22 protein-coding genes are annotated in these 23,914 nt (G+C 41.6%); 15 read left to right on the plus strand and 7 right to left on the minus strand.

Annotated elements, in window-relative coordinates; all coding sequences use genetic code 11:
* Nucleotides 1-14 precede the first annotated feature (14 nt).
* The 14 genes from cysC to DW862_RS11215 all read left to right on the plus strand — a co-directional run bounded on the left by cysC (nucleotide 15) and on the right by DW862_RS11215 (nucleotide 14,462).
* Entirely contained in the window at nucleotides 15-623 is a 609-nt protein-coding gene (gene cysC / locus DW862_RS11150) for an adenylyl-sulfate kinase (protein WP_015531641.1), read from the plus strand.
* A 76-nt stretch (nucleotides 624-699) separates the two neighbouring features.
* Complete coding sequence (gene cysD / locus DW862_RS11155; RefSeq protein ID WP_181981116.1) at nucleotides 700-1,611, plus strand: sulfate adenylyltransferase subunit CysD; 912 nt, start codon at nucleotides 700-702, stop codon at nucleotides 1,609-1,611.
* 12 nt (nucleotides 1,612-1,623) lie between these two features.
* Nucleotides 1,624-3,084: a sulfate adenylyltransferase subunit CysN gene (cysN, locus tag DW862_RS11160; protein WP_049702999.1), complete on the plus strand. Its 1,461-nt coding sequence runs from the start codon at nucleotides 1,624-1,626 to the stop codon at nucleotides 3,082-3,084.
* Nucleotides 3,085-3,167: 83 nt separating this feature from the next.
* Nucleotides 3,168-4,274: a sulfotransferase gene (locus DW862_RS11165; protein ID WP_120068182.1), complete on the plus strand. Its 1,107-nt coding sequence runs from the start codon at nucleotides 3,168-3,170 to the stop codon at nucleotides 4,272-4,274.
* Nucleotides 4,275-4,299: 25 nt separating this feature from the next.
* The gene (locus DW862_RS11170) at nucleotides 4,300-5,268 is read left to right on the plus strand and encodes a PCMD domain-containing protein (RefSeq protein ID WP_120068185.1); all 969 of its coding nucleotides are present in this window, start codon (nucleotides 4,300-4,302) and stop codon (nucleotides 5,266-5,268) included.
* A gap of 316 nt (nucleotides 5,269-5,584) precedes the next feature.
* Complete coding sequence (locus tag DW862_RS11175; RefSeq protein WP_004313243.1) at nucleotides 5,585-6,724, plus strand: OmpA family protein; 1,140 nt, start codon at nucleotides 5,585-5,587, stop codon at nucleotides 6,722-6,724.
* A gap of 74 nt (nucleotides 6,725-6,798) precedes the next feature.
* Entirely contained in the window at nucleotides 6,799-7,215 is a 417-nt protein-coding gene (ruvX, locus tag DW862_RS11180) for a Holliday junction resolvase RuvX (protein WP_008021987.1), read from the plus strand.
* A 43-nt stretch (nucleotides 7,216-7,258) separates the two neighbouring features.
* A complete protein-coding gene (gene def, locus DW862_RS11185; RefSeq protein ID WP_004313245.1) occupies nucleotides 7,259-7,813 on the plus strand; it encodes a peptide deformylase in 555 nt (184 codons plus the stop codon).
* A gap of 76 nt (nucleotides 7,814-7,889) precedes the next feature.
* Nucleotides 7,890-9,920 carry a tetratricopeptide repeat protein gene (locus DW862_RS11190; protein WP_120068188.1) on the plus strand — a complete coding sequence of 677 codons (2,031 nt, stop codon included), beginning with the start codon at nucleotides 7,890-7,892 and terminating at the stop codon, nucleotides 9,918-9,920.
* Nucleotides 9,921-10,002: 82 nt separating this feature from the next.
* The gene (gene thrS / locus DW862_RS11195; RefSeq protein WP_004311453.1) at nucleotides 10,003-11,943 is read left to right on the plus strand and encodes a threonine--tRNA ligase; all 1,941 of its coding nucleotides are present in this window, start codon (nucleotides 10,003-10,005) and stop codon (nucleotides 11,941-11,943) included.
* A 72-nt stretch (nucleotides 11,944-12,015) separates the two neighbouring features.
* Nucleotides 12,016-12,627 (plus strand): translation initiation factor IF-3, encoded by a 612-nt coding sequence (gene infC / locus DW862_RS11200; protein ID WP_008021991.1) that lies wholly within the window; start codon nucleotides 12,016-12,018, stop codon nucleotides 12,625-12,627.
* Between the two features lie 68 nt (nucleotides 12,628-12,695).
* On the plus strand, nucleotides 12,696-12,893 hold the full coding sequence (rpmI, locus tag DW862_RS11205; RefSeq protein ID WP_004326827.1) for a 50S ribosomal protein L35: 198 nt from the start codon (nucleotides 12,696-12,698) through the stop codon (nucleotides 12,891-12,893).
* Nucleotides 12,894-12,991: 98 nt separating this feature from the next.
* On the plus strand, nucleotides 12,992-13,342 hold the full coding sequence (gene rplT, locus DW862_RS11210; protein ID WP_004297540.1) for a 50S ribosomal protein L20: 351 nt from the start codon (nucleotides 12,992-12,994) through the stop codon (nucleotides 13,340-13,342).
* Nucleotides 13,343-13,700: 358 nt separating this feature from the next.
* The gene (locus DW862_RS11215) at nucleotides 13,701-14,462 is read left to right on the plus strand and encodes an EFR1 family ferrodoxin (RefSeq protein WP_120068300.1); all 762 of its coding nucleotides are present in this window, start codon (nucleotides 13,701-13,703) and stop codon (nucleotides 14,460-14,462) included.
* Nucleotides 14,463-14,479: 17 nt separating this feature from the next.
* Here the strand turns inward: DW862_RS11215 and xpt are convergent, their stop codons facing one another.
* From xpt to DW862_RS11250, 7 genes are all read right to left on the minus strand, one after another.
* A complete protein-coding gene (gene xpt, locus DW862_RS11220) occupies nucleotides 14,480-15,052 on the minus strand; it encodes a xanthine phosphoribosyltransferase (protein WP_004311456.1) in 573 nt (190 codons plus the stop codon).
* Nucleotides 15,053-15,142: 90 nt separating this feature from the next.
* Nucleotides 15,143-16,450: a phenylacetate--CoA ligase gene (locus DW862_RS11225; protein ID WP_004313249.1), complete on the minus strand. Its 1,308-nt coding sequence runs from the start codon at nucleotides 16,448-16,450 to the stop codon at nucleotides 15,143-15,145.
* A gap of 11 nt (nucleotides 16,451-16,461) precedes the next feature.
* Nucleotides 16,462-17,046 (minus strand): indolepyruvate oxidoreductase subunit beta, encoded by a 585-nt coding sequence (locus tag DW862_RS11230; RefSeq protein WP_008644099.1) that lies wholly within the window; start codon nucleotides 17,044-17,046, stop codon nucleotides 16,462-16,464.
* 3 nt (nucleotides 17,047-17,049) lie between these two features.
* Nucleotides 17,050-18,642 (minus strand): thiamine pyrophosphate-dependent enzyme, encoded by a 1,593-nt coding sequence (locus DW862_RS11235; RefSeq protein WP_008644106.1) that lies wholly within the window; start codon nucleotides 18,640-18,642, stop codon nucleotides 17,050-17,052.
* A gap of 83 nt (nucleotides 18,643-18,725) precedes the next feature.
* Nucleotides 18,726-19,763: an endolytic transglycosylase MltG gene (gene mltG, locus DW862_RS11240; protein ID WP_120068191.1), complete on the minus strand. Its 1,038-nt coding sequence runs from the start codon at nucleotides 19,761-19,763 to the stop codon at nucleotides 18,726-18,728.
* A 457-nt stretch (nucleotides 19,764-20,220) separates the two neighbouring features.
* On the minus strand, nucleotides 20,221-21,099 hold the full coding sequence (locus DW862_RS11245; RefSeq protein WP_120068195.1) for a DNA/RNA non-specific endonuclease: 879 nt from the start codon (nucleotides 21,097-21,099) through the stop codon (nucleotides 20,221-20,223).
* A 27-nt stretch (nucleotides 21,100-21,126) separates the two neighbouring features.
* Complete coding sequence (locus DW862_RS11250; protein WP_004313253.1) at nucleotides 21,127-21,708, minus strand: epoxyqueuosine reductase QueH; 582 nt, start codon at nucleotides 21,706-21,708, stop codon at nucleotides 21,127-21,129.
* Nucleotides 21,709-21,812: 104 nt separating this feature from the next.
* Here DW862_RS11250 and DW862_RS11255 point away from each other — a divergent pair, with 104 nt between their 5' ends.
* Entirely contained in the window at nucleotides 21,813-23,852 is a 2,040-nt protein-coding gene (locus DW862_RS11255; protein ID WP_120068198.1) for a DUF3352 domain-containing protein, read from the plus strand.
* The last annotated feature ends 62 nt before the right edge of the window (nucleotides 23,853-23,914 follow it).

The raw sequence follows: 23,914 nt of genomic DNA on the forward strand, positions 1-23,914 counted from the left end.
AAATAAATCTGTAAATGGAAGAAAAGAACCATATATATCCGATATTTGACCGCATGATGACGCGGCAGGATAAAGAAGAACTTTTAGGGCAACACAGTGTGATGATCTGGTTTACCGGATTGAGCGGCTCCGGAAAGAGCACGATTGCTATTGCATTGGAACGTGAACTCCATAAGCGCGGATTGCTTTGCCGTATCTTGGATGGGGATAATATCCGTAGTGGAATTAATAATAACCTGGGATTCTCCGAAACGGACCGGGTGGAAAATATTCGTCGTATAGCTGAAGTGTCTAAGCTGTTTTTGGATAGTGGCATCATTACGATTGCTGCATTTATCAGCCCTAATAATGATATTCGCGAAATGGCTGCGAATATTATCGGTAAGGATGATTTTCTGGAAGTTTTCGTTAGCACTCCGCTGGAGGAGTGTGAGAAACGTGATGTGAAAGGCTTATACGCGAAGGCACGGAAAGGGGAGATTCAGAATTTTACAGGAATTTCCGCACCATTCGAGGTTCCGGAACATCCGGCTTTGTCACTGGATACTTCCAAATTGACTTTGGAGGAATCGGTGAACCGTTTGTTGGAGCTTGTTTTGCCAAAAGTGAAGAGTATAAAATGAAGAATGAGGAATTAGGGATGAAGAATTAGTATGCGGTTATCAGCAAATTCATAATTCGTAATTCATAATTTTAAAAATAATGGAAGAATATAAATTAAGCCACTTGAAGGAACTCGAAGCCGAGTCTATTCATATCATCCGCGAGGTGGCGGCGGAATTTGAGAATCCGGTGATGCTTTACAGTATCGGAAAGGATTCTTCGGTGATGGTACGCTTGGCTGAAAAAGCGTTTTATCCGGGTAAAGTGCCATTCCCATTGATGCACATCGACTCGAAATGGAAATTCAAGGAGATGATTCAGTTCCGTGATGAATATGCGAAGAAGTACGGATGGAATCTGATCGTGGAAAGTAATATGGAGGCTTTTCATGCAGGGGTAGGACCTTTTACGCATGGAAGTAAAGTGCATACAGACTTGATGAAGACGCAGGCATTGCTTCATGCGCTGGATAAATATAAGTTTGATGCTGCATTTGGTGGGGCCCGCCGCGATGAGGAAAAGTCACGTGCGAAGGAACGTATTTTCTCTTTCCGGGATAAATTTCATCAATGGGACCCGAAAAATCAGCGTCCTGAATTGTGGGATATTTATAATGCCCGTGTGCACAAAGGGGAAAGTATCCGTGTATTCCCGATTAGTAACTGGACAGAGTTGGATATCTGGCAGTATATTCGTCTGGAGAATATTCCGATTGTTCCGCTTTATTATGCTAAGGAACGTCCGGTGATTAATTTGGATGGTAATATTATTATGGCAGATGATGAGCGTTTGCCTGAAAAGTACCGGGATCAGATTGAAATGAAGATGGTGCGTTTCCGTACGTTGGGCTGTTGGCCTCTGACTGGGGCGGTGGAAAGCGGAGCTGCTACAATCGAAGAGATTGTGGAAGAAATGATGACTACCACCAAGAGTGAACGTACTACCCGTGTGATTGACTTTGACCAGGAGGGTAGTATGGAACAAAAGAAACGTGAAGGATACTTTTAATTGTAACTAGTAATGGCAGATAATAAATTAGATATAAAAGCTTTTCTGGACAAGGATGAACAGAAAGACTTATTGAGACTGTTGACGGCGGGTTCGGTGGATGACGGAAAATCAACATTGATCGGACGCTTGTTGTTTGACAGTAAGAAATTGTATGAAGATCAACTGGATGCACTGGAACGTGATAGTAAGCGTGTAGGAAATGCAGGTGAGCATATCGACTATGCGTTATTGCTGGATGGTTTGAAGGCTGAACGTGAACAGGGAATTACAATTGATGTGGCTTATCGCTATTTTTCTACTAATGGACGTAAATTTATCATCGCGGATACTCCGGGACACGAACAATACACCCGTAACATGATTACCGGCGGATCTACGGCGAACCTGGCTATCATCTTGGTGGATGCCCGCACGGGAGTGATTACCCAGACTCGTCGTCACACTTTTCTGGTGTCTTTGCTGGGGATCAAGCATGTGGTATTGGCTGTCAACAAGATGGACTTGGTGGACTTTTCGGAAGAGCGTTTTAATGAGATTGTGGCTGACTATAAGAAGTTTGTTACTCCGCTGGGTATTCCGGACGTAAACTGTATTCCTCTTTCTGCATTGGATGGGGATAATGTGGTGGATAAGTCAGAACGTACTCCGTGGTATAAGGGGATTTCTTTACTTGATTTCCTTGAAACGGTTCATATCGACAATGACCACAACTTTACGGATTTCCGTTTCCCGGTTCAGTATGTGCTTCGTCCGAATCTGGACTTCAGAGGATTCTGCGGTAAAGTGGCATCGGGTATTGTTCGCAAAGGCGATACAGTGATGGCGCTTCCTTCCGGAAAAACATCTAAGGTGAAGAGTATCGTGACTTATGACGGAGAATTGGATTATGCCTTCCCACCGCAGTCTGTGACATTGACGCTGGAAGATGAAATCGACGTGTCACGTGGTGAAATGTTGGTGCATCCTGACAATCTGCCGACTGTGGATCGTAACTTTGAAGCGATGATGGTTTGGATGGATGAAGAACCGATGGATATTAATAAATCGTTCTTTATTAAACAGACTACCAATTTGAGCCGTACGCGCATCGATACAATAAAGTACAAGGTGGATGTGAATACAATGGAACATCTGTCTCTGGAGAATGGTCAGTTGACCAAAGAGACTTTGCCTTTGCAATTGAATCAGATTGCCCGCGTGGTATTGACTACGGCTAAAGAGCTGTTCTTTGATCCTTATAAGAAAAATAAATCGTGCGGTTCCTTTATCTTGATCGATCCGATCACCAATAATACTTCTGCGGTAGGTATGATTATTGACCGGGTGGAAATGAAAGATATGAGCGACACGGAAGATGTGCCGGTATTGGATATGACGAAGCTGGGAATTGCTCCGGAGCATTATGAAGCGGTAGAAAAAGCAGTGAAGGAGTTGGAACGCCAGGGCTTGGCCGTACGACTAATAAAATAGATTGTTAAACAATAATTTGGAAGTTGGAAATGATGGCTTTACTGTCATTTCTAATTTTCGATTTTTAATTTTTAATTAATAAAGTGGGATTACTCGAATTTAATAAACTTCCGATTAATACATTGGTAGGTGCCGACTGGAAGACATTCAAGGCTATTACTGCCGGTCGTGAAATTGATGCAGCCTACAAGGGGAAATATCGATTGACTAAGGCTGTGTGTCGATTGCTTTCTCCATTGGCGTCATTGCAGGACAAGCGTTACGAGAAACTGCTCGCTAATCAGCCGTTGGAGCATGACCCGGTATTTATCCTAGGACACTGGCGAAGCGGAACTACGTTTGTACATAATGTATTCTCTTGTGATAAGCATTTTGGGTATAATACTACTTATCAGACTGTATTCCCTCATCTGATGATGTGGGGACAACCTTTCTTCAAAAAGAATATGAGTTGGCTGATGCCGGATAAGCGTCCGACGGATAATATGGAACTGGCAGTGGATCTTCCCCAGGAAGAGGAGTTTGCTTTGTCGAACATGATGCCTTATACCTATTATAATTTCTGGTTTCTGCCGAAGTATCAGCAGGAGTACGCTGATAAATATCTTTTGTTTGATGACATAACGGATGCCGAATTGAAGGTGTTTGAAGAGGTGTTCACTAAATTGATTAAGATTTCTTTGTGGAATACTCATGGTACTCAATTTCTTAGTAAGAACCCTCCGCATACCGGAAGGGTGAAGGAATTGGTGAAAATGTTCCCGAATGCTAAGTTTATCTACCTGGTGCGTAACCCGTATACTGTATTCGAATCTACACGCAGTTTCTTTACAAATACGATTCAGCCGTTGAAATTGCAGGATGTCAGCAATGAACAATTGGAGGAAAATATCCTTTCTATCTATGCAAAGCTTTATCATAAGTATGAATCGGATAAGAAGTTTATTCCGGAAGGTAACCTGATGGAAGTGAAATTTGAAGATTTCGAAGCGGATGCGATGGGTATGACGGAAACTATTTATAAGTCTCTTTCTATCCCCGGATTTGCTGAAGCACGTAACGATATAGAAAAATACGTGGGCGGAAAGAAGGGATATAAGAAGAATAAATATAAATATGACGACCGTACGATTCAATTGGTAGAAAAGAACTGGGATTTTGCTTTGAAACAATGGGATTATAAATTATAAGAAGAAAAAGAAAGGAAAAGTATTGATGATTCAGAAAAGCATTCATCGCCTGTTGATGACAGGTTTCGTTGCATTTATTTCTTCCTTGTCTTTGATGGCGCAACATAAAGTTGAGGTGATTCCTTTCGGGGACATGAATCAATGGGTGGACCGTCAGATAAAGGAGTCGAGCATTATTGGCGGGAATACTAAGAATGTATATGCGATAGGGCCGACGTCGGTGATCAAGGGGGATCAGGTTTATAAGAATATGGGTGGTTCGCCTTGGGCTACTTCGAATGTGATGGCGAAAGTGGCCGGTATTACGAAAACTAATACTTCGGTCTTTCCGGAGAAGCGGGGAGATGGATACTGTGCCCGTTTGGATACACGCATGGAAAGTGTGAAAGTGCTGGGATTGGTTAATATTACAGTGTTGGCGGCAGGGTCTATCTTTACCGGTTCGGTGCATGAGCCGATTAAGGGCACTAAAAATCCGCAGAAAATGTTGCAGACGGGTATTCCGTTTACAAAAAAACCGGTTGCTCTTCAGTTTGATTACAAGGTGAAGATGTCTGACCGGGAGAATCGTATTCGTGCTACCGGTTTCAGTAAGATTACGGATGTGCCCGGAAAAGATTATCCGGCAGCTATCCTGTTACTGCAAAAACGTTGGGAAGATGCCAATGGAAATGTGTATGCGAAACGGATAGGGACAATGGTGACTTATTATTATCACTCTACGGACTGGAAAAATAATGTAACTTATGAGATTATGTATGGTGATATAACGAATCGTCCGGAGTACAAGGCGCACATGATGCGTCTGCAAGCAACCGAAAGTTATACGGTGAACAGCAAGGGTGAAAGCGTGCCTATCCACGAAGTGGCCTGGGGAGATGAAAATGATGTTCCGACTCATATGTATATTCAATTTACATCCAGTCATGGAGGAGCTTATATCGGTTCTCCGGGAAATACATTATGGGTTGACAATGTAAAACTGGTATATTAACAAAGTATATAGACAAAGAAGAGAAATAGTCAGTGATATCATTTATCATTGACTATTTTTTTTGTTTTAATTCTTTTGTCACAAACCCTTTCAGATGCCTTCTGGAGTTATCTAAGACTTTTATCGCTCTATAAAAATCTATGAATGAATGAAAATTTACGTGTTTTTTTGTTTGTGTTATATTAAATATCTATATTTGCACCAAATTTAGAAAGAAGAATGACGTTTATTGTCTCTTAGTCAGGTGTAGAACATTTGGGTTGTGTATCTATCCTGTAAGACAATTGAAATATATTATTTACTAAAATAAATTGAGATGAAAAAGGGTTTATTGTTTATTTTATTGGCAGCAGCATCTGTATGTTTGCCTGCACAAGAAAAAGAAAATGCAGCAAAGAGTTATAGAGTGGAAACTAACCGCTTTGGTGCTAACTGGTTTATTAGTGGTGGCGTTGGCGCACAAATGTATTTTGGCGACAATGATGGTAAAGCCGATTTCGGAAAACGTCTTGCTCCGGCACTTGACATTGCTGTAGGTAAGTGGTTTACTCCAGGTATCGGATTACGCGTGGCTTACAACGGTCTTCAGGCTAAAGGTGCTACTCCTTATGCTAACGGTCCGCTTGTAGACGGAGGACAGTACTCTAATGGTTACTACAAAGAAAAATGGAATGTTGTTAACCTTCACGGAGACGTATTGTTGAACCTTACCAATATGTTCTGTGGTTATAAAGAAGATCGTCTGTACTCATTCATTCCTTATGTAGGTGCTGGATTCGTACACACAGGTAAAGGTCCGGGTTATGATGAACTGGGTATCAATGCCGGTTTGATCAACCGCTTCCGTCTGTCTTCAGCTTTGGATCTTAACGTTGAATTGCGCGGACTTTTGATGAAAGGCGCATTTGGTAACTCAGGTCCTGAAGGATTGGCTGGTCTGACTGTAGGTGTTACTTACAAGTTCAAGAAACGTGGTTGGGATGCTGTTCCTACTGTACCGATGGTTCCGGAAAGCCAGTTGAACGACATGAGAGACAGAGTAAACGCTCTGAAGGGTGAAAACGAATCTTTGAAACGTGACTTGGTTGAAGCACGTAACAAAAAACCGGAAGTGATCGTTAAGAAAGAAGCTGGTTTCATTCCACGTTATGTTGTTGTATTTAATATCGGAAAGAGCAACATCAGCAAGAGAGAGTATATGAATATCGAAGCTATGGCTAAAGGTATCAAAGCAACTGATAAAGTATTTACTGTAACAGGTTATGCTGATAAAGGTACTGGTTCTGCTGAATATAACATGAAATTGAGTAAGAAGAGAGCTGAAGCAGTTCGTGACCTGATGGTTAATGAATTCGGTGTTCCTGCTTCTCAGTTGAAAGTTGATTATAAGGGTGGCGTAGGCAACATGTTCTATGATGATGCTAAGTTAAGCCGTGTAGCTATTGTTGAAGAATAATATACATTTTAAATAATAGAATAAAAGAGACGTTTCCTTTCACAGGAAGCGTCTTTTTTGTATTTTTGTACCCCATGAGCAGAATAGTAGCAATAGATTATGGAAGAAAGCGTACTGGGATAGCTGTGAGCGATACTATGCAGTTGATTGCAAACGGATTGACAACAGTGCCTACGCATGAACTTCTGAACTTTATCGGTGAATATATGGCTAAAGAACCGGTGGAACGGATTATTATTGGATTGCCAAAGCAAATGAATAATGAGGTTTCGGAGAATATGAAGAATATAGAACCTTTTGTTCGTTCGCTGAAGAAGCGCTATCCGGACCTTCCGGTCGAGTATGTGGACGAACGGTTCACTTCTGTTCTTGCGCATCGTACCATGTTGGAGGCCGGTCTGAAGAAAAAGGACCGCCAAAATAAAGCATTGGTGGATGAGATAAGTGCTACTATTATTTTGCAAACATATTTGGAGAGTAAACGTTTTTAATAGAAGATATTGAATAACTTAATTTTTAGTAGAGTATAAAAATATGATTTTACCTATTTATGTATATGGTCAGCCTGTATTGAGAAAGGTTGCAGAGGACATAACACCGGATTATCCGAACCTGAAAGAGTTGATTGAAAACATGTTTGAAACAATGGTGCACGCCGATGGCGTAGGACTGGCTGCTCCGCAGATTGGTTTGCCTATTCGCGTGGTTACTATTACGTTGGATCCGCTTTCGGAGGAGTATCCTGAATTTAAAGACTTCAATAAGGCTTATATCAATCCCCACATTCTGGAAGTCGGGGGCGAAGAAGTGAACATGGAAGAGGGTTGTCTCAGTCTTCCCGGTATTCATGAAACAGTGAAAAGAGGTGATAAAATTCGCGTGAAATATATGGACGAGAATTTTGTGGAGCATGAAGAAGAGGTGGAGGGTTATCTGGCTCGGGTGATGCAGCATGAATTCGATCATTTGGATGGTAAGATGTTTATCGACCATATCTCACCGCTTCGTAAGCAGATGATTAAAGGAAAGCTGAATACGATGTTGAAGGGGAAAGCACGCAGTTCTTATAAGATGAAACAGGTGAAATAAAGATAAAAAACGTTTATATCCCTGTTAAGTAAGCGAAAAGCATTATTTTTGCTTCGTTTACAAGCATAAAATATCAATGGTAAAAAGAATCTTAACAGTTTTATTACTGTTCCCAACGCTGGTGTGTGCTCAGATAAATACGGATCGGGTGATGACTATTGCCCGAAACGCTCTTTATTTTGAGGACTATGTACTTTCTATTCAGTACTTTAACCAGGTTATTAACGCTAAACCTTATCTGTATGAGCCCTATTTCTTCAGGGCATTGGCAAAACTAAACCTGGAGGATTTCCAGGGTGCTGAAACAGACTGTGATGCAGCTATCCAACGCAATCCGTTTGTGGTGGGTGCTTATCAGATTCGTGGTTTGGCAAGGATTCGTCAGAGTAAATTTGATGGAGCGATTGAGGATTACAAGAAAGCATTGCATTATGATCCGGAGAATATTACCTTATGGCATAACCTGACATTATCTCATATCCAGAAGAAAGATTATGATGCTGCGAAAGAGGATTTGGAAAGTTTGCTGAAAGTATCTCCGCGTTATACCCGCGCTTATTTGATGAGGGGGGAAGTGTCCTTGCAACAGAAGGATACGATTGCTGCCTTGAACGACTTCAATAAGGCTCTTGAACTGGATAAATATGATCCGGACGCATGGTCTGCAAGAGCGATCGTTAAATTACAGCAGGCTAAGTATGCGGAAGCTGAAGCGGATTTCAACCGTGCTATTCCTTTGAGCGCTAAGAATGCGGGAAATTATATAAATCGTGCATTGGCACGTTTTCATCAGAATAATTTGAGAGGCGCTATGAGCGATTATGATCTGGCGTTGGATATTGATCCGAATAACTTTATCGGTCATTATAACCGTGGTTTGTTGCGTGCTCGGGTAGGAGATGACAACCGGGCTATTGAAGATTTTGACTTTGTCATCAAGATGGAGCCGGATAATATGATGGCTGTCTTTAACCGTGGATTGCTACGTGCCCAAACGGGTGATTATCGCGGGGCAATACAAGATTACACAACTGTTATCAACCAGTATCCGAACTTCCTTGCCGGATATTACCAGCGTTCGGAAGTTCGCAGAAAGATTGGCGACAAGAAAGGAGCGGAGCAGGACGAGTTTAAAGTCATGAAAGCTCAAATAGATAAGCAGAACGGTGTGACGAATAAAGATGTAGCACAGAATAAGGATAAGGAAAACGAAGAGGAAGGCGGAGAGAAGACCCGTAAGAAATCAGATAAGAATATGAATAACTATCGTAAGATAGTGATTGCCGATGATTCCGAAGCTGAACAACGCTATACAAGTGATTATCGTGGACGTGTGCAGGATAAGAACGTAAATATAAAACTGGAACCGATGTTCGCTTTGACTTATTATGAGAAGATGAGTGACGTGAAGCGTTCGGTGAACTTTCACAAATATATTGAGGATTTAAACCGTACAGGTATACTTCCGAAACGTCTTCGCATCACGAATATGGAAGCTCCGTTGACGGAAGAACAGGTGAAAGTGCATTTTGCCTTGATCGATACACATACATCGGCTATTGTGGAAGATGATAAGAATGCCTCAAAACGTTTTGCCCGTGCAATTGATTTTTATTTGGTGCAGGACTTCTCGAGTGCAGTTTCTGATTTGACTCAGACAATCTTGTTGGATGGTGATTTCTTCCCGGCATATTTTATGCGTGCATTGATTCGTTGTAAACAGTTGGAATATCAGAAAGCGGAACAAGCTGTCGAAACAGATGTTGTTCCTGGCGATAATAAGCGTAAAGAGATTACCGCGGTAGATTATGAGGTGGTGAGAAAAGATTTGGATAAGGTGATTAATCTGGCTCCGGACTTTGTATATGCATATTATAATCGTGCCAATGTTTCTGCCATGTTGAAAGATTACCGGGCTGCAATTGTCGACTATGATAAGGCGATCGAGCTGAATCCTGATTTTGCGGATGCTTACTTCAACCGTGGACTGACTCATATTTTCTTAGGAAATAATAAGCTGGGTATTTCTGATTTGAGTAAAGCCGGTGAGTTGGGGATTGTTTCTGCTTATAATGTTATCAAACGTTTTACAGATCAATCGGAATAACATTTTTTTGATAAAAAATAGAAAACTCAAAAGATTTAGTTACTTTTGCGTTCAAATTATGAAAATATAACATCATCATATTATGATAAAGATAACATTTCCCGATGGCTCCGTTCGTGAGTATAACGAAGGAGTGAACGGTTTACAGATTGCTGAAAGTATCAGCTCGCGTCTGGCACAGGAAGTGCTTGCATGTGGAGTGAACGGCGAGACTTATGATTTAGGACGTCCTATTAATGAAGATGCTAATTTTGTTCTTTATAAATGGGATGATGAAGAGGGTAAACATGCGTTTTGGCATACAAGTGCACACTTGCTGGCGGAAGCTTTGCAGGAACTTTATCCGGGTATCCAGTTTGGTATCGGACCGGCTATCGAGAACGGATTCTACTATGATGTGGATCCGGGTGAAGCTGTGATTAAAGAAAGCGACCTTCCAGCCATTGAAGCTAAAATGTTGGAACTGGCTGCAAAGAAAGAAGAGGTAGTCAGAAAAAGCATCGCAAAGACAGATGCTCTGAAAATGTTTGGCGATCGTGGCGAAACATACAAATGTGAATTGATCTCCGAACTGGAAGACGGACACATTACAACTTATACCCAGGGTGCATTTACTGACCTTTGTCGTGGTCCTCACTTGATGACGACTGCTCCGATCAAGGCTATCAAGTTGACTTCAGTGGCTGGTGCTTACTGGCGCGGTCATGAAGATCGTAAGATGCTGACCCGTATTTATGGTATCACGTTCCCGAAGAAAAAAATGCTGGATGAATATCTGGTATTGCTGGAAGAAGCGAAGAAGCGTGACCACCGTAAGATCGGTAAGGAGATGCAGTTGTTTATGTTCTCCGAAACTGTAGGTAAGGGACTTCCTATGTGGTTGCCGAAAGGTACTGCATTGCGTCTGCGTCTGCAAGAGTTCTTGCGTCGTATTCAGACACGTTACGATTATCAGGAAGTAATCACTCCGCCAATTGGTAATAAATTGCTGTATGTGACTTCAGGTCACTATGCAAAATATGGTAAGGATGCATTCCAGCCTATTCATACTCCGGAAGAGGGTGAAGAGTATTTCTTGAAACCAATGAACTGCCCTCACCACTGTGAGATTTACAAGAACTTCCCACGTTCATATAAGGACCTTCCATTGCGTATTGCAGAATTTGGTACGGTTTGTCGTTATGAACAAAGTGGTGAGTTACATGGTTTAACTCGTGTACGTAGCTTTACACAGGATGATGCGCATATCTTCTGCCGTCCGGAACAAGTGAAAGATGAATTCCTTCGTGTGATGGATATCATATCTATCGTGTTCCGTTCTATGGATTTCCAGAATTTTGAAGCACAGATATCCTTGCGTGATAAAGTGAACCGTGAAAAGTACATCGGTAGCGATGATAACTGGGAAAAGGCTGAACAGGCTATTATTGAGGCTTGTGCGGAAAAAGGCTTGCCTGCTAAGATTGAGTATGGAGAAGCAGCTTTCTATGGTCCTAAACTTGACTTTATGGTGAAAGACGCTATCGGTCGTCGTTGGCAGCTGGGTACGATCCAGGTTGACTACAACTTGCCGGAACGTTTTGAACTTGAATATATGGGTTCTGACAATCAGAAGCATCGCCCGGTAATGATTCACCGTGCTCCGTTCGGATCAATGGAACGTTTTGTTGCCGTACTGATTGAACATACTGCCGGTAAATTCCCATTGTGGCTGACACCGGAACAGGTAGTTATTCTGCCAATCAGTGAGAAGTTCAATGAATATGCAGAGCAGGTGAAGATGTATCTGAAGATACACGAAATCCGTGCGATTGTAGATGATCGTAACGAGAAGATCGGCCGTAAGATTCGTGATAATGAGATGAAACGTATTCCTTATATGCTGATTGTCGGCGAAAAAGAAGCAGAAAATGGAGAAGTTTCTGTTCGTAGACAAGGCGAAGGTGACAAAGGAACTATGAAATTTGAAGAATTTGCTAAAATTTTGAACGAAGAAGTTCAGAATATGATAAATAAATGGTAACTTTGCAGCCGTTTCAGAATAAAATATTTAGTATAACAATAAAAAGATCAAACTAGGAAGTAAACGTTTTTAATGAAGAATGACACTCTAAAAGGGCAATACAGAATCAATGAACAGATTCGTGCCAAGGAAGTTCGCATAGTAAGCGATGATATTGAACCGAAAGTATATCCAATCTTTCAGGCTCTGAAAATGGCTGAAGAGAGAGAATTGGATTTAGTGGAAATTTCTCCTAATGCTCAACCCCCTGTTTGTCGTATTATTGATTATTCTAAATTTCTTTATCAATTAAAGAAACGCCAGAAGGAACAGAAAGCGAAGCAGGTTAAGGTTAATGTGAAGGAAATCCGTTTCGGACCCCAGACAGACGACCATGATTACAACTTTAAGTTGAAGCATGCTAAAGGATTTTTGGAAGATGGCGATAAGGTGAAGGCTTATGTATTCTTTAAAGGTCGCTCCATCCTTTTCAAGGAGCAAGGTGAAGTGCTTTTGCTTCGTTTTGCAAATGACTTGGAAGACTACGCTAAAGTAGATCAAATGCCGATACTGGAAGGTAAGCGCATGACTATTCAGCTTTCTCCGAAAAAGAAAGAAGCTTCTAAAAAGCCGGCAACAGCTGGAACACCGAAACCTGCTGCTCCTGCACAAAAAGCAGAGAAGCCGGAAACGGGCGAAGAATAAGAAAGGATGCGTAACGCGCAGGTATAGTGCGTTGCCATTATATATTTAATAATTTAAAAACAAGTAAGATGCCAAAGATGAAGACTAACTCCGGTTCTAAAAAAAGGTTTACCCTTACCGGAACAGGTAAAATCAAAAGAAAGCACGCTTTTCACAGTCACATTTTGACTAAGAAAACTAAGAAGAGAAAAAGAAATCTGTGCTACTCTACAACTGTTGATACAACAAATGTAAGCCAGGTTAAGGAACTCTTAGCAATGAAGTAATCAAAAGCGTAAAAGTATTATTAAAGTATTAACCGAATGCATTAGCCTGAAGTTCGCTGCGTGAAGTAGCGGCGCTAACATTCAAAAAAAGTAAAACTATGCCAAGATCAGTAAATCATGTTGCTTCAAAAGCAAGAAGAAAGAAAATTTTGAAATTAACCAGAGGTTACTTTGGTGCAAGAAAGAATGTATGGACCGTAGCTAAAAACACTTGGGAAAAGGGTTTGACTTACGCGTTCCGTGACCGTAGAAATAAGAAAAGAAACTTCCGCGCTCTTTGGATACAACGTATCAACGCTGCTGCACGTCTTGAAGGAATGTCTTATTCTAAATTGATGGGCGGTCTGCACAAAGCCGGTATTGAAATAAACCGTAAGGTTTTGGCTGATTTAGCTATGAATCACCCGGAAGCTTTCAAAGCTGTAGTTGCAAAAGCAAAAGCTGCTTAAGCATCAATAGTTTACGAGTTACAAAGTGTCAGTTACTAAGCTAGTAACTGGCACTTTTCTTTTGTTAGGCAGATGAAAGGGAATAAAAAAATGTTAGTTGGCAAACAAAATCCTTTTTTTTCTTGTTAGTTTCATGTATTCTTATTACATTTGTGATACTAAAATATTAGCCGTATCGACTGGATCGGGAAACTCTTCAAATTAATCTGATGCACCGAGAAAGCTTCGTTCTTCAATGGCGGGCCACATCCTTCGGGACAGCTTTAAGCCGGTGGATTACAAAGAGGGCGAGCGCTCAAATCTTGTTCTATCAGAGTTTCATCACATCGTCGATGCGGCTTTTTTTATATACTTTTCTATGATATTCTATTTCTCCGGTACAGGTAATTCTAAATGGATTGCAAATCAGCTTTCCAAAGAGCAAAAAGAAGAATTGGTTTTTATTCCCGATGCGTTAAATAACGGAACGTTCGAGTTTTGTTTGCGGGAAGATGAAAAGATTGGTTTTGTATTTCCTGTCTATTCGTGGGCGCCTCCTGCAATCGTACTTAATTTTATTCGGCAACTCTCTTTAAAGGAGTATAAAAGACAATATTTGTTTTTTGTTTGTTCCTGTGGGGATGATACCGGGCTTACGCAGCAGGTGCTGGAGAAGGCTTTGAGTCATAAAGGCTGGAAGTGTCATGCAGGCTTTTCTGTGACTATGCCCAATAATTATGTATTGCTTCCCGGTTTTGACGTAGATAAGAAAGAGCTGGAGGAGAAAAAACTGGCAGATGCTATTCCGGCTGTCAATCAAATAAATGCTTCGATAAGCAGGAGAGAGGAGTTGTTTCTTTGTCATGAAGGGAGTATCCCTTTTATTAAGACGAGGATTATCAATCCTTTATTTAATCGCTTTCAGATGTCTCCCGGGAATTTTTATACTACGGATGCTTGTATTGGATGTAAGCGTTGTGAGAAGAGTTGTCCGGTAGGGAATATTATGATGATGGGCAGAAAGCCTGTTTGGGGGATGGATTGCACCTCATGCCTGGCATGTTATCATGTTTGTCCGCAGCATGCGGTGCAATATGGGAAAAGAACGAAAGATAAAGGGCAGTATTTCAATCCTAATTAATCTACTCGCCAATTAATCTACTCGTCTTTGATTTTAATGCAGCAATTGGATAAGTCTTCAATGATAGCTAGGCTTTCTACTCTGACGCCTTGCTCCTCAAGTTTTTTACGCCCATTTTGGAAGGCTTTTTCAATAATGAATCCCATTCCTACCAAGTTTGCTCCGGATTGCTTGATGAGGTCGATAATGCCTAATGCGGCATTGCCATACGCGAGGAAGTCATCCACGAAAAGAACATTGTCATTTGGAGTGAGGAAATCGGCACTGATAACGACTTCATAATCACGATCTTTGGTGAATGAGTGCACGGTGGTGCTTAGTGCATTCTGAATGGTTTTAGGAGACTTTTTCTTTGCAAATACAACTGGTAAATCCATCAGGTAGCCTGTCATGATAGCCGGGGCGATGCCGCTGGCTTCGATTGTCATAATCTTATTTACGTTTGTGGCTGCAAAACGACGGACAAACTCGACTCCGATTGATTTCATCAGGACAGGATCCATTTGATGATTAATAAAACCGTCTACTTTCAGGATACCTCCTTCGTAGCATTTTCCGTCTTGCAGAATTCTTTTTTTAAGTAATTGCATGCTGTATGATATTAATTAATAATGTGCTAATATTCCATTCCGCATGGTGAAAACGGCGGTTGGTATATTAGCACATGGATATTTGAATCGTTACTTGTTGTCTCTTAAGTCTTTCACCCGGACGGCTTTTCCTTCGCTTTGCGGGAGAGAGCCTTTCTTTACCAGTTTAACTTTAGGAGTCACCAATATTTCATCCTTCAATTGGCGGGTAATATCCTTGCGGATCTTCTCCAGTTCAATATAATTGTCGGTAGAAAGGTCGCTTAATTCTACTTCGACGATCATCTCGTCTTGGTTGTTGACAGTTTCCAGCGTAATCAGGTAGTTGCTGCCTAATTCGGGGAATTGTACCAGAATCTTTTCTACCTGCATCGGGAAGATGTTTACTCCCTTGATAATGAACATATCATCACTACGTCCCTTGATACGGTCGATACGGATATGGGTACGGCCACATGGGCATTTTCCGGGAAGAATACGGGTTAAATCGCGGGTACGATAGCGAATTAACGGCATCATTTCACGATCGAGAGTCGTAAGTACTAATTCTCCGATTTCTCCTTCCGGAACAGGTTCGCCTGTTTCCGGATCGATAATTTCTACCAGATAACAGTCTTCCCAGAAGTGCATTCCATTTTGTTCCTGACATTCGAAGGCAACACCGGGGCCGTTCATCTCTGTCATACCGAAGCTGTTGTATGCTTTTACGCCCAGCATCTTTTCTATTTTCCGGCGTTGTTCGTCGGTGTGGGGTTCGGCACCGATAACTAAGGTTTTCAGTGTGGTTCCTTTGGGATCAAGACCTTCTTCCTGGAAGACTTCTGCAAGGCGGATGGCATAGCTGGGGATAGCATGTAAAGCGGTGGTCTTAAAGTCGTTGATGAATTTAATCTGTCGTTTACTGTTTCCTGCAGCAGCAGGGACTGTCAGGCAGCCTAAGCGTTCTGCACCGTATTGGAAGCCTAAACCTCCTGTAAACATACCGTATCCGGAGCTGTTTTGGAAAACGTCAGTCTTGCGTATTCCTACTGCGTATAGACAGCGGGCTACCAAGTTGGCCCAAGAATCGAGGTCGTGTTGTGAGTGAACGATAACGGTCGGGTTTCCGGTGGTACCACTGGAAGAGTGAATACGTACACCATCATTGCTCATATCACCTGCCACCAGTCCGAACGGGTAGTGGGCGCGCATGTCAGATTTGGTAGTGAAAGGTACTTTGCGGATATCATCCAATGACTGTATGCTATCTGCCGTGATGCCATGTTTGCTGAAAACTTCTTTGTAATATGGAGCGTTCGCAGCTATATTAATTGTTTTTTTAAGCCGTTGAAGCTGCAATTCCTGCAACTTCTCCCGGCTCATGGTTTCTAATTCTTCTTCCCAGTATTGTGTACTCATGGTAATGCCTTTTATTGCATTAGCTTTTCCGCAATTTCTTTGCCGGCTGCCAATGCTTTAAGATTCATTTCTACAATTGCTTCTCCCTTACGCTGGAAGATTTCACGGATGCTGTCTTGCACTTTTTCGTAATCAATGCCCAGGAATGGGATTGTTGCTCCCAGTAAGACAATGTTGGCAACGCGGGCGGAGCCTACTTCTTTTGCCACTTTGTCTACGTTCAATACTATCTTATGAGGCAGTTTGTTGATTTCTGCCATCACTTTGTCTGTTTCCGGATAATTGGGGATGTTGACAAACGGGGTTTCGTTAGTCACCAACCAGCCGTTAGGGCTAAGGTAGGGGAGGTAACGCAATCCTTCCATCGGTTCCAATGAGATGATGAGATCACATTTGCCTGATGGGATCAGGTCTGAAGCAATCGGCTGGTCGCTGATACGGAGATTGGATTGGACATCTCCTCCGCGTTGACTCATTCCGTGCACTTCCGCTTGTTTCATGTATAATCCTTCTTTCAAGGCAGCTTTGCCGATTACTGTGGCAATGGACAGAATTCCCTGTCCGCCGACTCCTGATAATATAATGTCTTTTTTCATGGCTTACTTACTTCTTTTTTTGCGTGCTAATGTCTGGATACACTCTCTGCGTGGGATAATGACAGATACACCACGATATTCGATTTCTTCGCGAATGATTTGCTTCATTTCCTCATAGTTCTTCTTCAATGGAGTAACTACACGGATATGGGCCGGATCTACTCCGATACCTGCACAGATCGCTTCGATGCGTCCGGTTCCGGCAGAATCCTGTCCACCTGTCATGGCGGTGGTTTCATTGTCGGAGATGACGATGGTTACACTGGCGTTCTCGTTCACGCAATCTAACAGTCCGGTCATTCCGGAATGGGTGAACGTTGAGTCGCCGATGACAGCTACAGCCGGGAAAAGACCTCCGTCAGCGGCACCTTTTGCCATCGTAATGGAAGCACCCATATCCACGCATGAATTAATTGCATTGAAAGGAGCATTTGCACCTAATGTATAACAGCCGATATCGCTGAATACTTTATGAGATGGATATTCTTCTTTCAGAACTTCGGTCAGCGTGATATACATATCGCGGTGTCCGCAGCCTTCGCAAAGTGCAGGCGGGCGCATTTCTACAACAGAAGGAATACCGAATTCCGATTTATTCTCTTTACCTACGGCACGGGCTACAGAGTCCGGATTTAACTCTCCGTCCTGTGACAGAGTACCGTCGAGGCGTCCTTTTACTTTAACGCCGATACCCAGATAACCTTTCAATTGTTTTTCTACAAAGGGTTGTCCGTCTTCCAGAACTAGGATTTCGTCACAAGACTCGATCAATTGATGCAATTGTTTTTTAGGCAATGGATATTGGCCGATCTTGAGTACCGGATATTCGCAACCTTCCGGATAGTTTTCCATCAGATAATTGTAACCGATACCACAAGCTACGATTCCCAGCTTTTTGTTAGGACCGTCTGTATATTTATTATAGGGCGATTCTTCTGAAGCTTTGATAAATTCGTCTTGGCGGGCAAGCAATACTTTGTAGCGTTTGCGGGCATTTCCCGGCAACAAGATGAACTGACGCGGATCTTCGCTGAAAGAGATGCTGTTCTGCGGCTTTTGCTCTTTGCGTTCTACTCCTGAACGGGAGTGTGCCAGGCGGGTTACCATACGCATCAGGATCGGTTCGCCTACTTTTTCAGAGAATTCGAAACCACTGTATACCATATCATACGCTTCCTGCTGATTGCTTGGTTCGTACATCGGTATCAGTGAGAAGTCTCCGTAGAAACGGCTGTCCTGTTCGTTCTGCGAGGAGTGCATACTGGGGTCGTCTGCGGCTATCACAATCAATCCGCCTTTCACGCCTGTGATGGCAGAGTTGACGAAACAGTCGGCAGCTACATTCATACCTACGTGCTTCATACAAACTAATGCCCGTTTACCTACGAAAGACATACCCAACGCAGCTTCCATCGCTGTTTTTTCATTGGCACACCAACGGTTGTGTATATTCTGTTCGGTCGTTATAGGGGCCATTTGAATATATTCCGTAATTTCAGTTGAAGGAGTACCCGGATAGGCATAAACGCCTGAAAGTCCGGCATCCAGTGCAGCTTGTGCAATGGCTTCATCGCCAAGTAAGAGTTGCTTGCTCATATCTATTTCTTTTATTTAGTGTTGATCACAGTTTGTTAATCTATCGGGCAAAGATAGGCTTTTCCGTTCGTTTTATCACAAATTTACCTGAAAATCTTTCTTTCATTCAGGGCTTTCCGGTATTTTCTTGCATTTGCCATGTGGTCGGCGTAATTGGAGGCAAAGTTGTGAGTACCGGAAAAATCTTCTTTGGCGCACATGTAGATATAGTTATGTTTGGTATAGTTCAACACGCTGTCTATTCCCTTTTTAGAGGGAATACGGATGGGACCCGGAGGTAATCCGGTATTTATATAGGTATTATAGGGAGAATTGACTTTTAAATGCTCGTTGGTAATTCGGCGCAGGCCAAAATCCTGCAGGGCAAATTTGATGGTGGGATCTGCTTGTAAGGGCATATCTTGATGTAACCGGTTGATATACAATCCGGCTACCATTGGCTTTTCTTCGTTGTTGTTGGTTTCTTCTTCAACGATGGAAGCAAGTGTGCTGACTTCTTCCGGTGTCATGCCGATGGCGGTAGCTTGTGACAGGCGATCTTTATTCCAAAATCGTTCGTGTTCGTCCTTCATTCGTTTGAAGAATTCGTCTACGCTCATGTCCCAATATACCTGATAGGTTTCCGGTATGAAAAGGCTGGGGAGTGTTATGTTGGTATATCCCATTTGAGCTTGGAAAGTAGAGTCGAACAGTTGGCTCGCGATTTCGGCAGAGTCTATCATGAGTTGCTTGCCGATGCTTCGCGCCAATCGGTCTAATGTCCGGACGCTTCCGATAGTAAGGTTCATAGGCTCCTGATAACCTCTGGAAAAACGGCTATATACATGATAAACATTGTCATTGGGGCGAATGGCGTAACGACCGGTATGGATATTCTGATCGAAATCCTTGTATTTTGCCATCCACTGGAATCCGGTGAACTTATTGACATGCCCGAATTCTTTTATTTTATGGTAAATAGAATCGGCAGTATCATCCCGGTCTACATAAATATATACGGTTTTAGATGGGTGAAATTGGGGGGCAAACAGATAATAATAAAAGGTGCCTCCGGCAACTGCACAAAGGAGGAATGCTCCGATTAGAATTGATAGTAGAATATTTCTCTTTTTTTTCTTCATCTTTTGAGGTGTATTTAAAAAGTTCGTCAAAGATAAAAAGAATTTGGATAGGAGTGTTCTCTTTTTAGGATGAATCATAAGGCGACTACATCAAAAGTATATTTCTTTCGGTGCGATTGTGAATTCATTCTTTCACGTTACGTCTGCCTTGCTTGATTTATTCAGCTGCTTATTGTGTCTCTTTGTTTTCATTGTGATTATCTTTTTGTTTCCAGAGTAGTTCCATTATTCCCATATATTGTGGGACTATTTTCCCGCAATATATGGGAATGTTTTCTCATAAAATAAGGGAATACTTTCCCACAATATGTGGGAATAAGACAATCTCTTGACGTTACAATGGGAAACCTTGAGAGTAATACAACAACTCCCTTTTATTGAAGTGCGAGTCTGTTTGTAACTAGAATGCCATTGGCACAAGGAAATGAATTCATTTCAGAGAAACGAGTTTTGCTACTTAATTAGGCCACAGGGAGTAATTAATATCTGCTTCTATTTTGTTTTCTATCTCATCGGGCAGAGGTGCGAAGAAATCCATGTTAGTCAGGTTCTCGATGCTATCTATTGTTACTGCATAGGATGATAGAGGTTCTACTGCCTGCTCATTATTAAATAAGAAACCGATAGCTCGCATCGGCTTGACAAAAGGAGAAAGGACTACTTTAAAAAACTTTTGAGGGACTACGACTTTATTCTTTCCGATTGTTTTGGGATATTTTTCAATAATAGGTCCACATATAATAATGATGGCACTGTCTGCTATAGCCCAATCCCGGATCTTTTCTTCCAGATTTTTCCATCCTCTTCTGTTTAGTTGTGGATGTTGCGGACACATATTGCTGAAATAAAATGATTCTTTCATGGCTTCAGGACTCCATTTCATATCTGCGGCGGGAGCCATATGACCTTTGTCATATCCTGAACGGGTATAGTCGGCATTTGTGGCAATCGGACCTGTCACTAGTGGATCGGTAATAAAGCGATTACCTCTTTTTTCTTTTCCTTTGGTTTCTTTTCTTGTTAATTCGTAAGAAACCCAGTTGGGAATTTTTAAATCTTTGTTGTATGATACCGTATATCCGCTATGGCGGATGATTTGTTCTTGCCGGGGAACTAGTGATATAGGTGTCTCCAGATCTTTACCGGGTGGAATTTGAAAGGAAGTATCAGTTTGCGGTTCGTTATTTTTCTGGATATTAATCTGCTGGCAATACAAATAAACACCAAAAAGAATAGGAATGAGCACAATAATGGCGATGATACATCCTAATCTATTATTAGAGTGTGATTTATTTTTGAATAGTTTTCTGTTTTTACCTTTTTTATTTTGATTCATTGATTGGCTGGTGATGACAGGTTTGTTTTATTCTTCTTTTCTCATGCTGAATTCGCAACCGCAATATTGTTGGTTGTAAAAGTTATATTCTTTAATGATGGCAATACGTCGTTCGCTAAGTCCCCCTTTCCGCCAATTCTGTTCCCAGTACGTAACATCCGGGTAAGAGGCGGTAGCATATTGTCCGGCTTCATTGATCTGCTCCAGGCTTTTCCAACGACTGGAGGCAAGTGTCGTGGTAATTACAGAGAAACCATGTTCGTGTGCGTAACGGGCTGTCTCCAATAAACGCAGTTTAAAACAACGTAGGCAACGTGCTCCTCTTTCAGGTTCCTGCTCCATTCCTATTATGTGACATCGCCAGTTTTCATGATCGTAATCAGCATCTATAATCTCCAATCCCAATGATTGGGCATAGCGCGTACATTCTTCTTTTCTTATCATATACTCTTCCTGCGGATAAATATTAGGATTGCAATAATAAATGACGGGGGTGATATGATGTTGCATCATACATTCAATAATGGCTGATGAACAAGGAGCACAACAAGTATGAAGCAAGACTTTATCGGCTCCTCCCGGAACTTCGAGTTGGAATTTCTTTTTCATGCTGTAAAGTTAGTACATATTTACGATACGAGTCAATGGTTTATGTTTTATTCAGAATAGTTTTTTTAGTATCTTTGTCCACTCAAGTTTATAACAGAACAATAATGAATGGATTAAATTGCGGGCAGGAAGAGCAATATGCAGGCCCGGAGAAGAAAAAGAGTACCTCGAAAATTGTAAAGAGAACTTTAGTTGTGGCTGCATTAGCTTTGGCGGTATATGTTGTATATTCCGTAGTTTATTTATTTGTTTCACCTGATCGTAATATTCAGCAAATCTATCTGGTTCCCGAAGATGCTGCGTTTATCATTCAATCATCGGCCCCGATTGAAGATTGGGAAAAGTTTAGTGGAAGTGAAACATGGCAATGTCTGAAGAAAGCGAAATCTTTCGAGGAAGTAACGGAGAGTGTAGAGAAGCTCGATTCGGTAGTCAAAAGCAATAAAGTGTTATTGTCGCTTGTTGGTGAACGGGATATGCTTATTTCGCTTCACAAGACTCGTGCCACAAAGTGGGATTTTCTGCTGATTCTGGATATGCAGAAAACATCGAAAATGGATTTATTGAAAGACCAGGTGGAAACCGTATTGGTCATGAGTGGCTTTACTGTCACCAACCGGATGCATAACGGCATTAATATCCTTGAAATGCGTGATCCCGAAACAAGGGATATTTTCTATATTGCTTTTGTGGATAATCATTTGGTAGGATCTTATACGTCCGGGCTTGTCGAGTCGGCTATTGATTCGCGTAATAAACCCAAAATCGGACTCGACCAGTCTTTTATTGAAACGGAGAAGTTGGTTTCCGGTAAGGGGCTTGTCAGAGTCTTTATTAATTATGCGCGCGTACCTCAATTCATGTCTATTTATCTGGGGGCAAGAAACGAATACATTGATCTGTTTAGCAATTCTATGAATTTTGCCGGACTTTACCTAAATACGGATAAGGAGCGGATGGAAGTGAAAGGGTATACGTTGAGAAAAGATTCTGCCGATCCTTATGTCACTGCTTTATTGAATTCGGGAAAACATAAAATGAAAGCGCATGAGATTCTGTCCGGGCGGACGGCTCTTTATACCAATATAGGTTTCAACAACCCGATAACTTTTGTAAAAGAGCTGGAGAATGCAATGTCGGTTCATAATAAACAATTGTATGATTCTTATCAAAGTTCCCGGAAAAAGATTGAAGGGCTATTCGGAATATCTTTGGAAGAAAACTTTTTGAGTTGGATGTCGGGAGAATTTGCTATTACGCAATCCGAACCGGGGTTGTTGGGGCATGACCCAGAACTAATTCTGGCTATCAGAGCTAAAAGTATAAAAGATGCCCGTAAGAACATGGAATTAATAGAAAAGAAGATTAAGCGGCGCAGTCCGGTTAAGATAAAGACGGTTAATTATAAAGATTTCGAGATTAATTACGTCGAAATGAAAGGCTTTTTCCGCCTGTTCTTTGGAAAACTATTTGATAAATTTGAAAAGCCATATTATACTTATGTCGATGATTATGTAGTTTTTAGTAATAAGGCTGCATCTTTGCTCTCTTTTGTGGAAGATTACGAGCAGAAGAATTTATTGAAAAATAATCCGGGATTTGAAAATGCGCTTTCCTATTTAAAGTCAAGTTCTACCATTTTCTTATATACGGATGTGCACAAGTTTTATTCCCAACTGAAACCTATGATGAATCCTGCCACATGGAATGAAATACAATCCAATAAAGATATTCTGTATTCGTTTCCTTACTGGACTATGCAGGTTATAGGAGATGGACGGTCAGCTTCTTTGCAATATGTGATGGATTACAGTCCATATCAACCGGAGGAGGTTGTTGCCATTGCTACCGATGAAGATGATGAGGAAATGAACGAAGATGCTGAAACTGAAAAAGAACAGATGAGCGAATTGAAGCGTTTCTATGTCGAAAAGTTTGAAGGAAACGTTTTGAGGGAGTTTTATCCGGAGGGAGCGTTGAAGAGTGAAGTGGAAGTAAAGGAAGGAAAACGTCACGGTCGTTACCGTGAATATTATGAAGATGGGACATTGAAGCTTCGTGGAAAGTATGCAAATAATAAACCGAAGGGGACATGGAAGTACTATACCGAGGACGGAAAATTTGAGCGCAAAGAAAAGTTCTAGATTACGTCAACAAAAGTTGATTTAAAAATTATGCTCAAAAAATAATCGGATTCTTTTTGTTT

Source organism: Bacteroides sp. AM37-9 (genome assembly GCF_003603455.1).
Taxonomy (GTDB): domain Bacteria; phylum Bacteroidota; class Bacteroidia; order Bacteroidales; family Bacteroidaceae; genus Bacteroides; species Bacteroides xylanisolvens.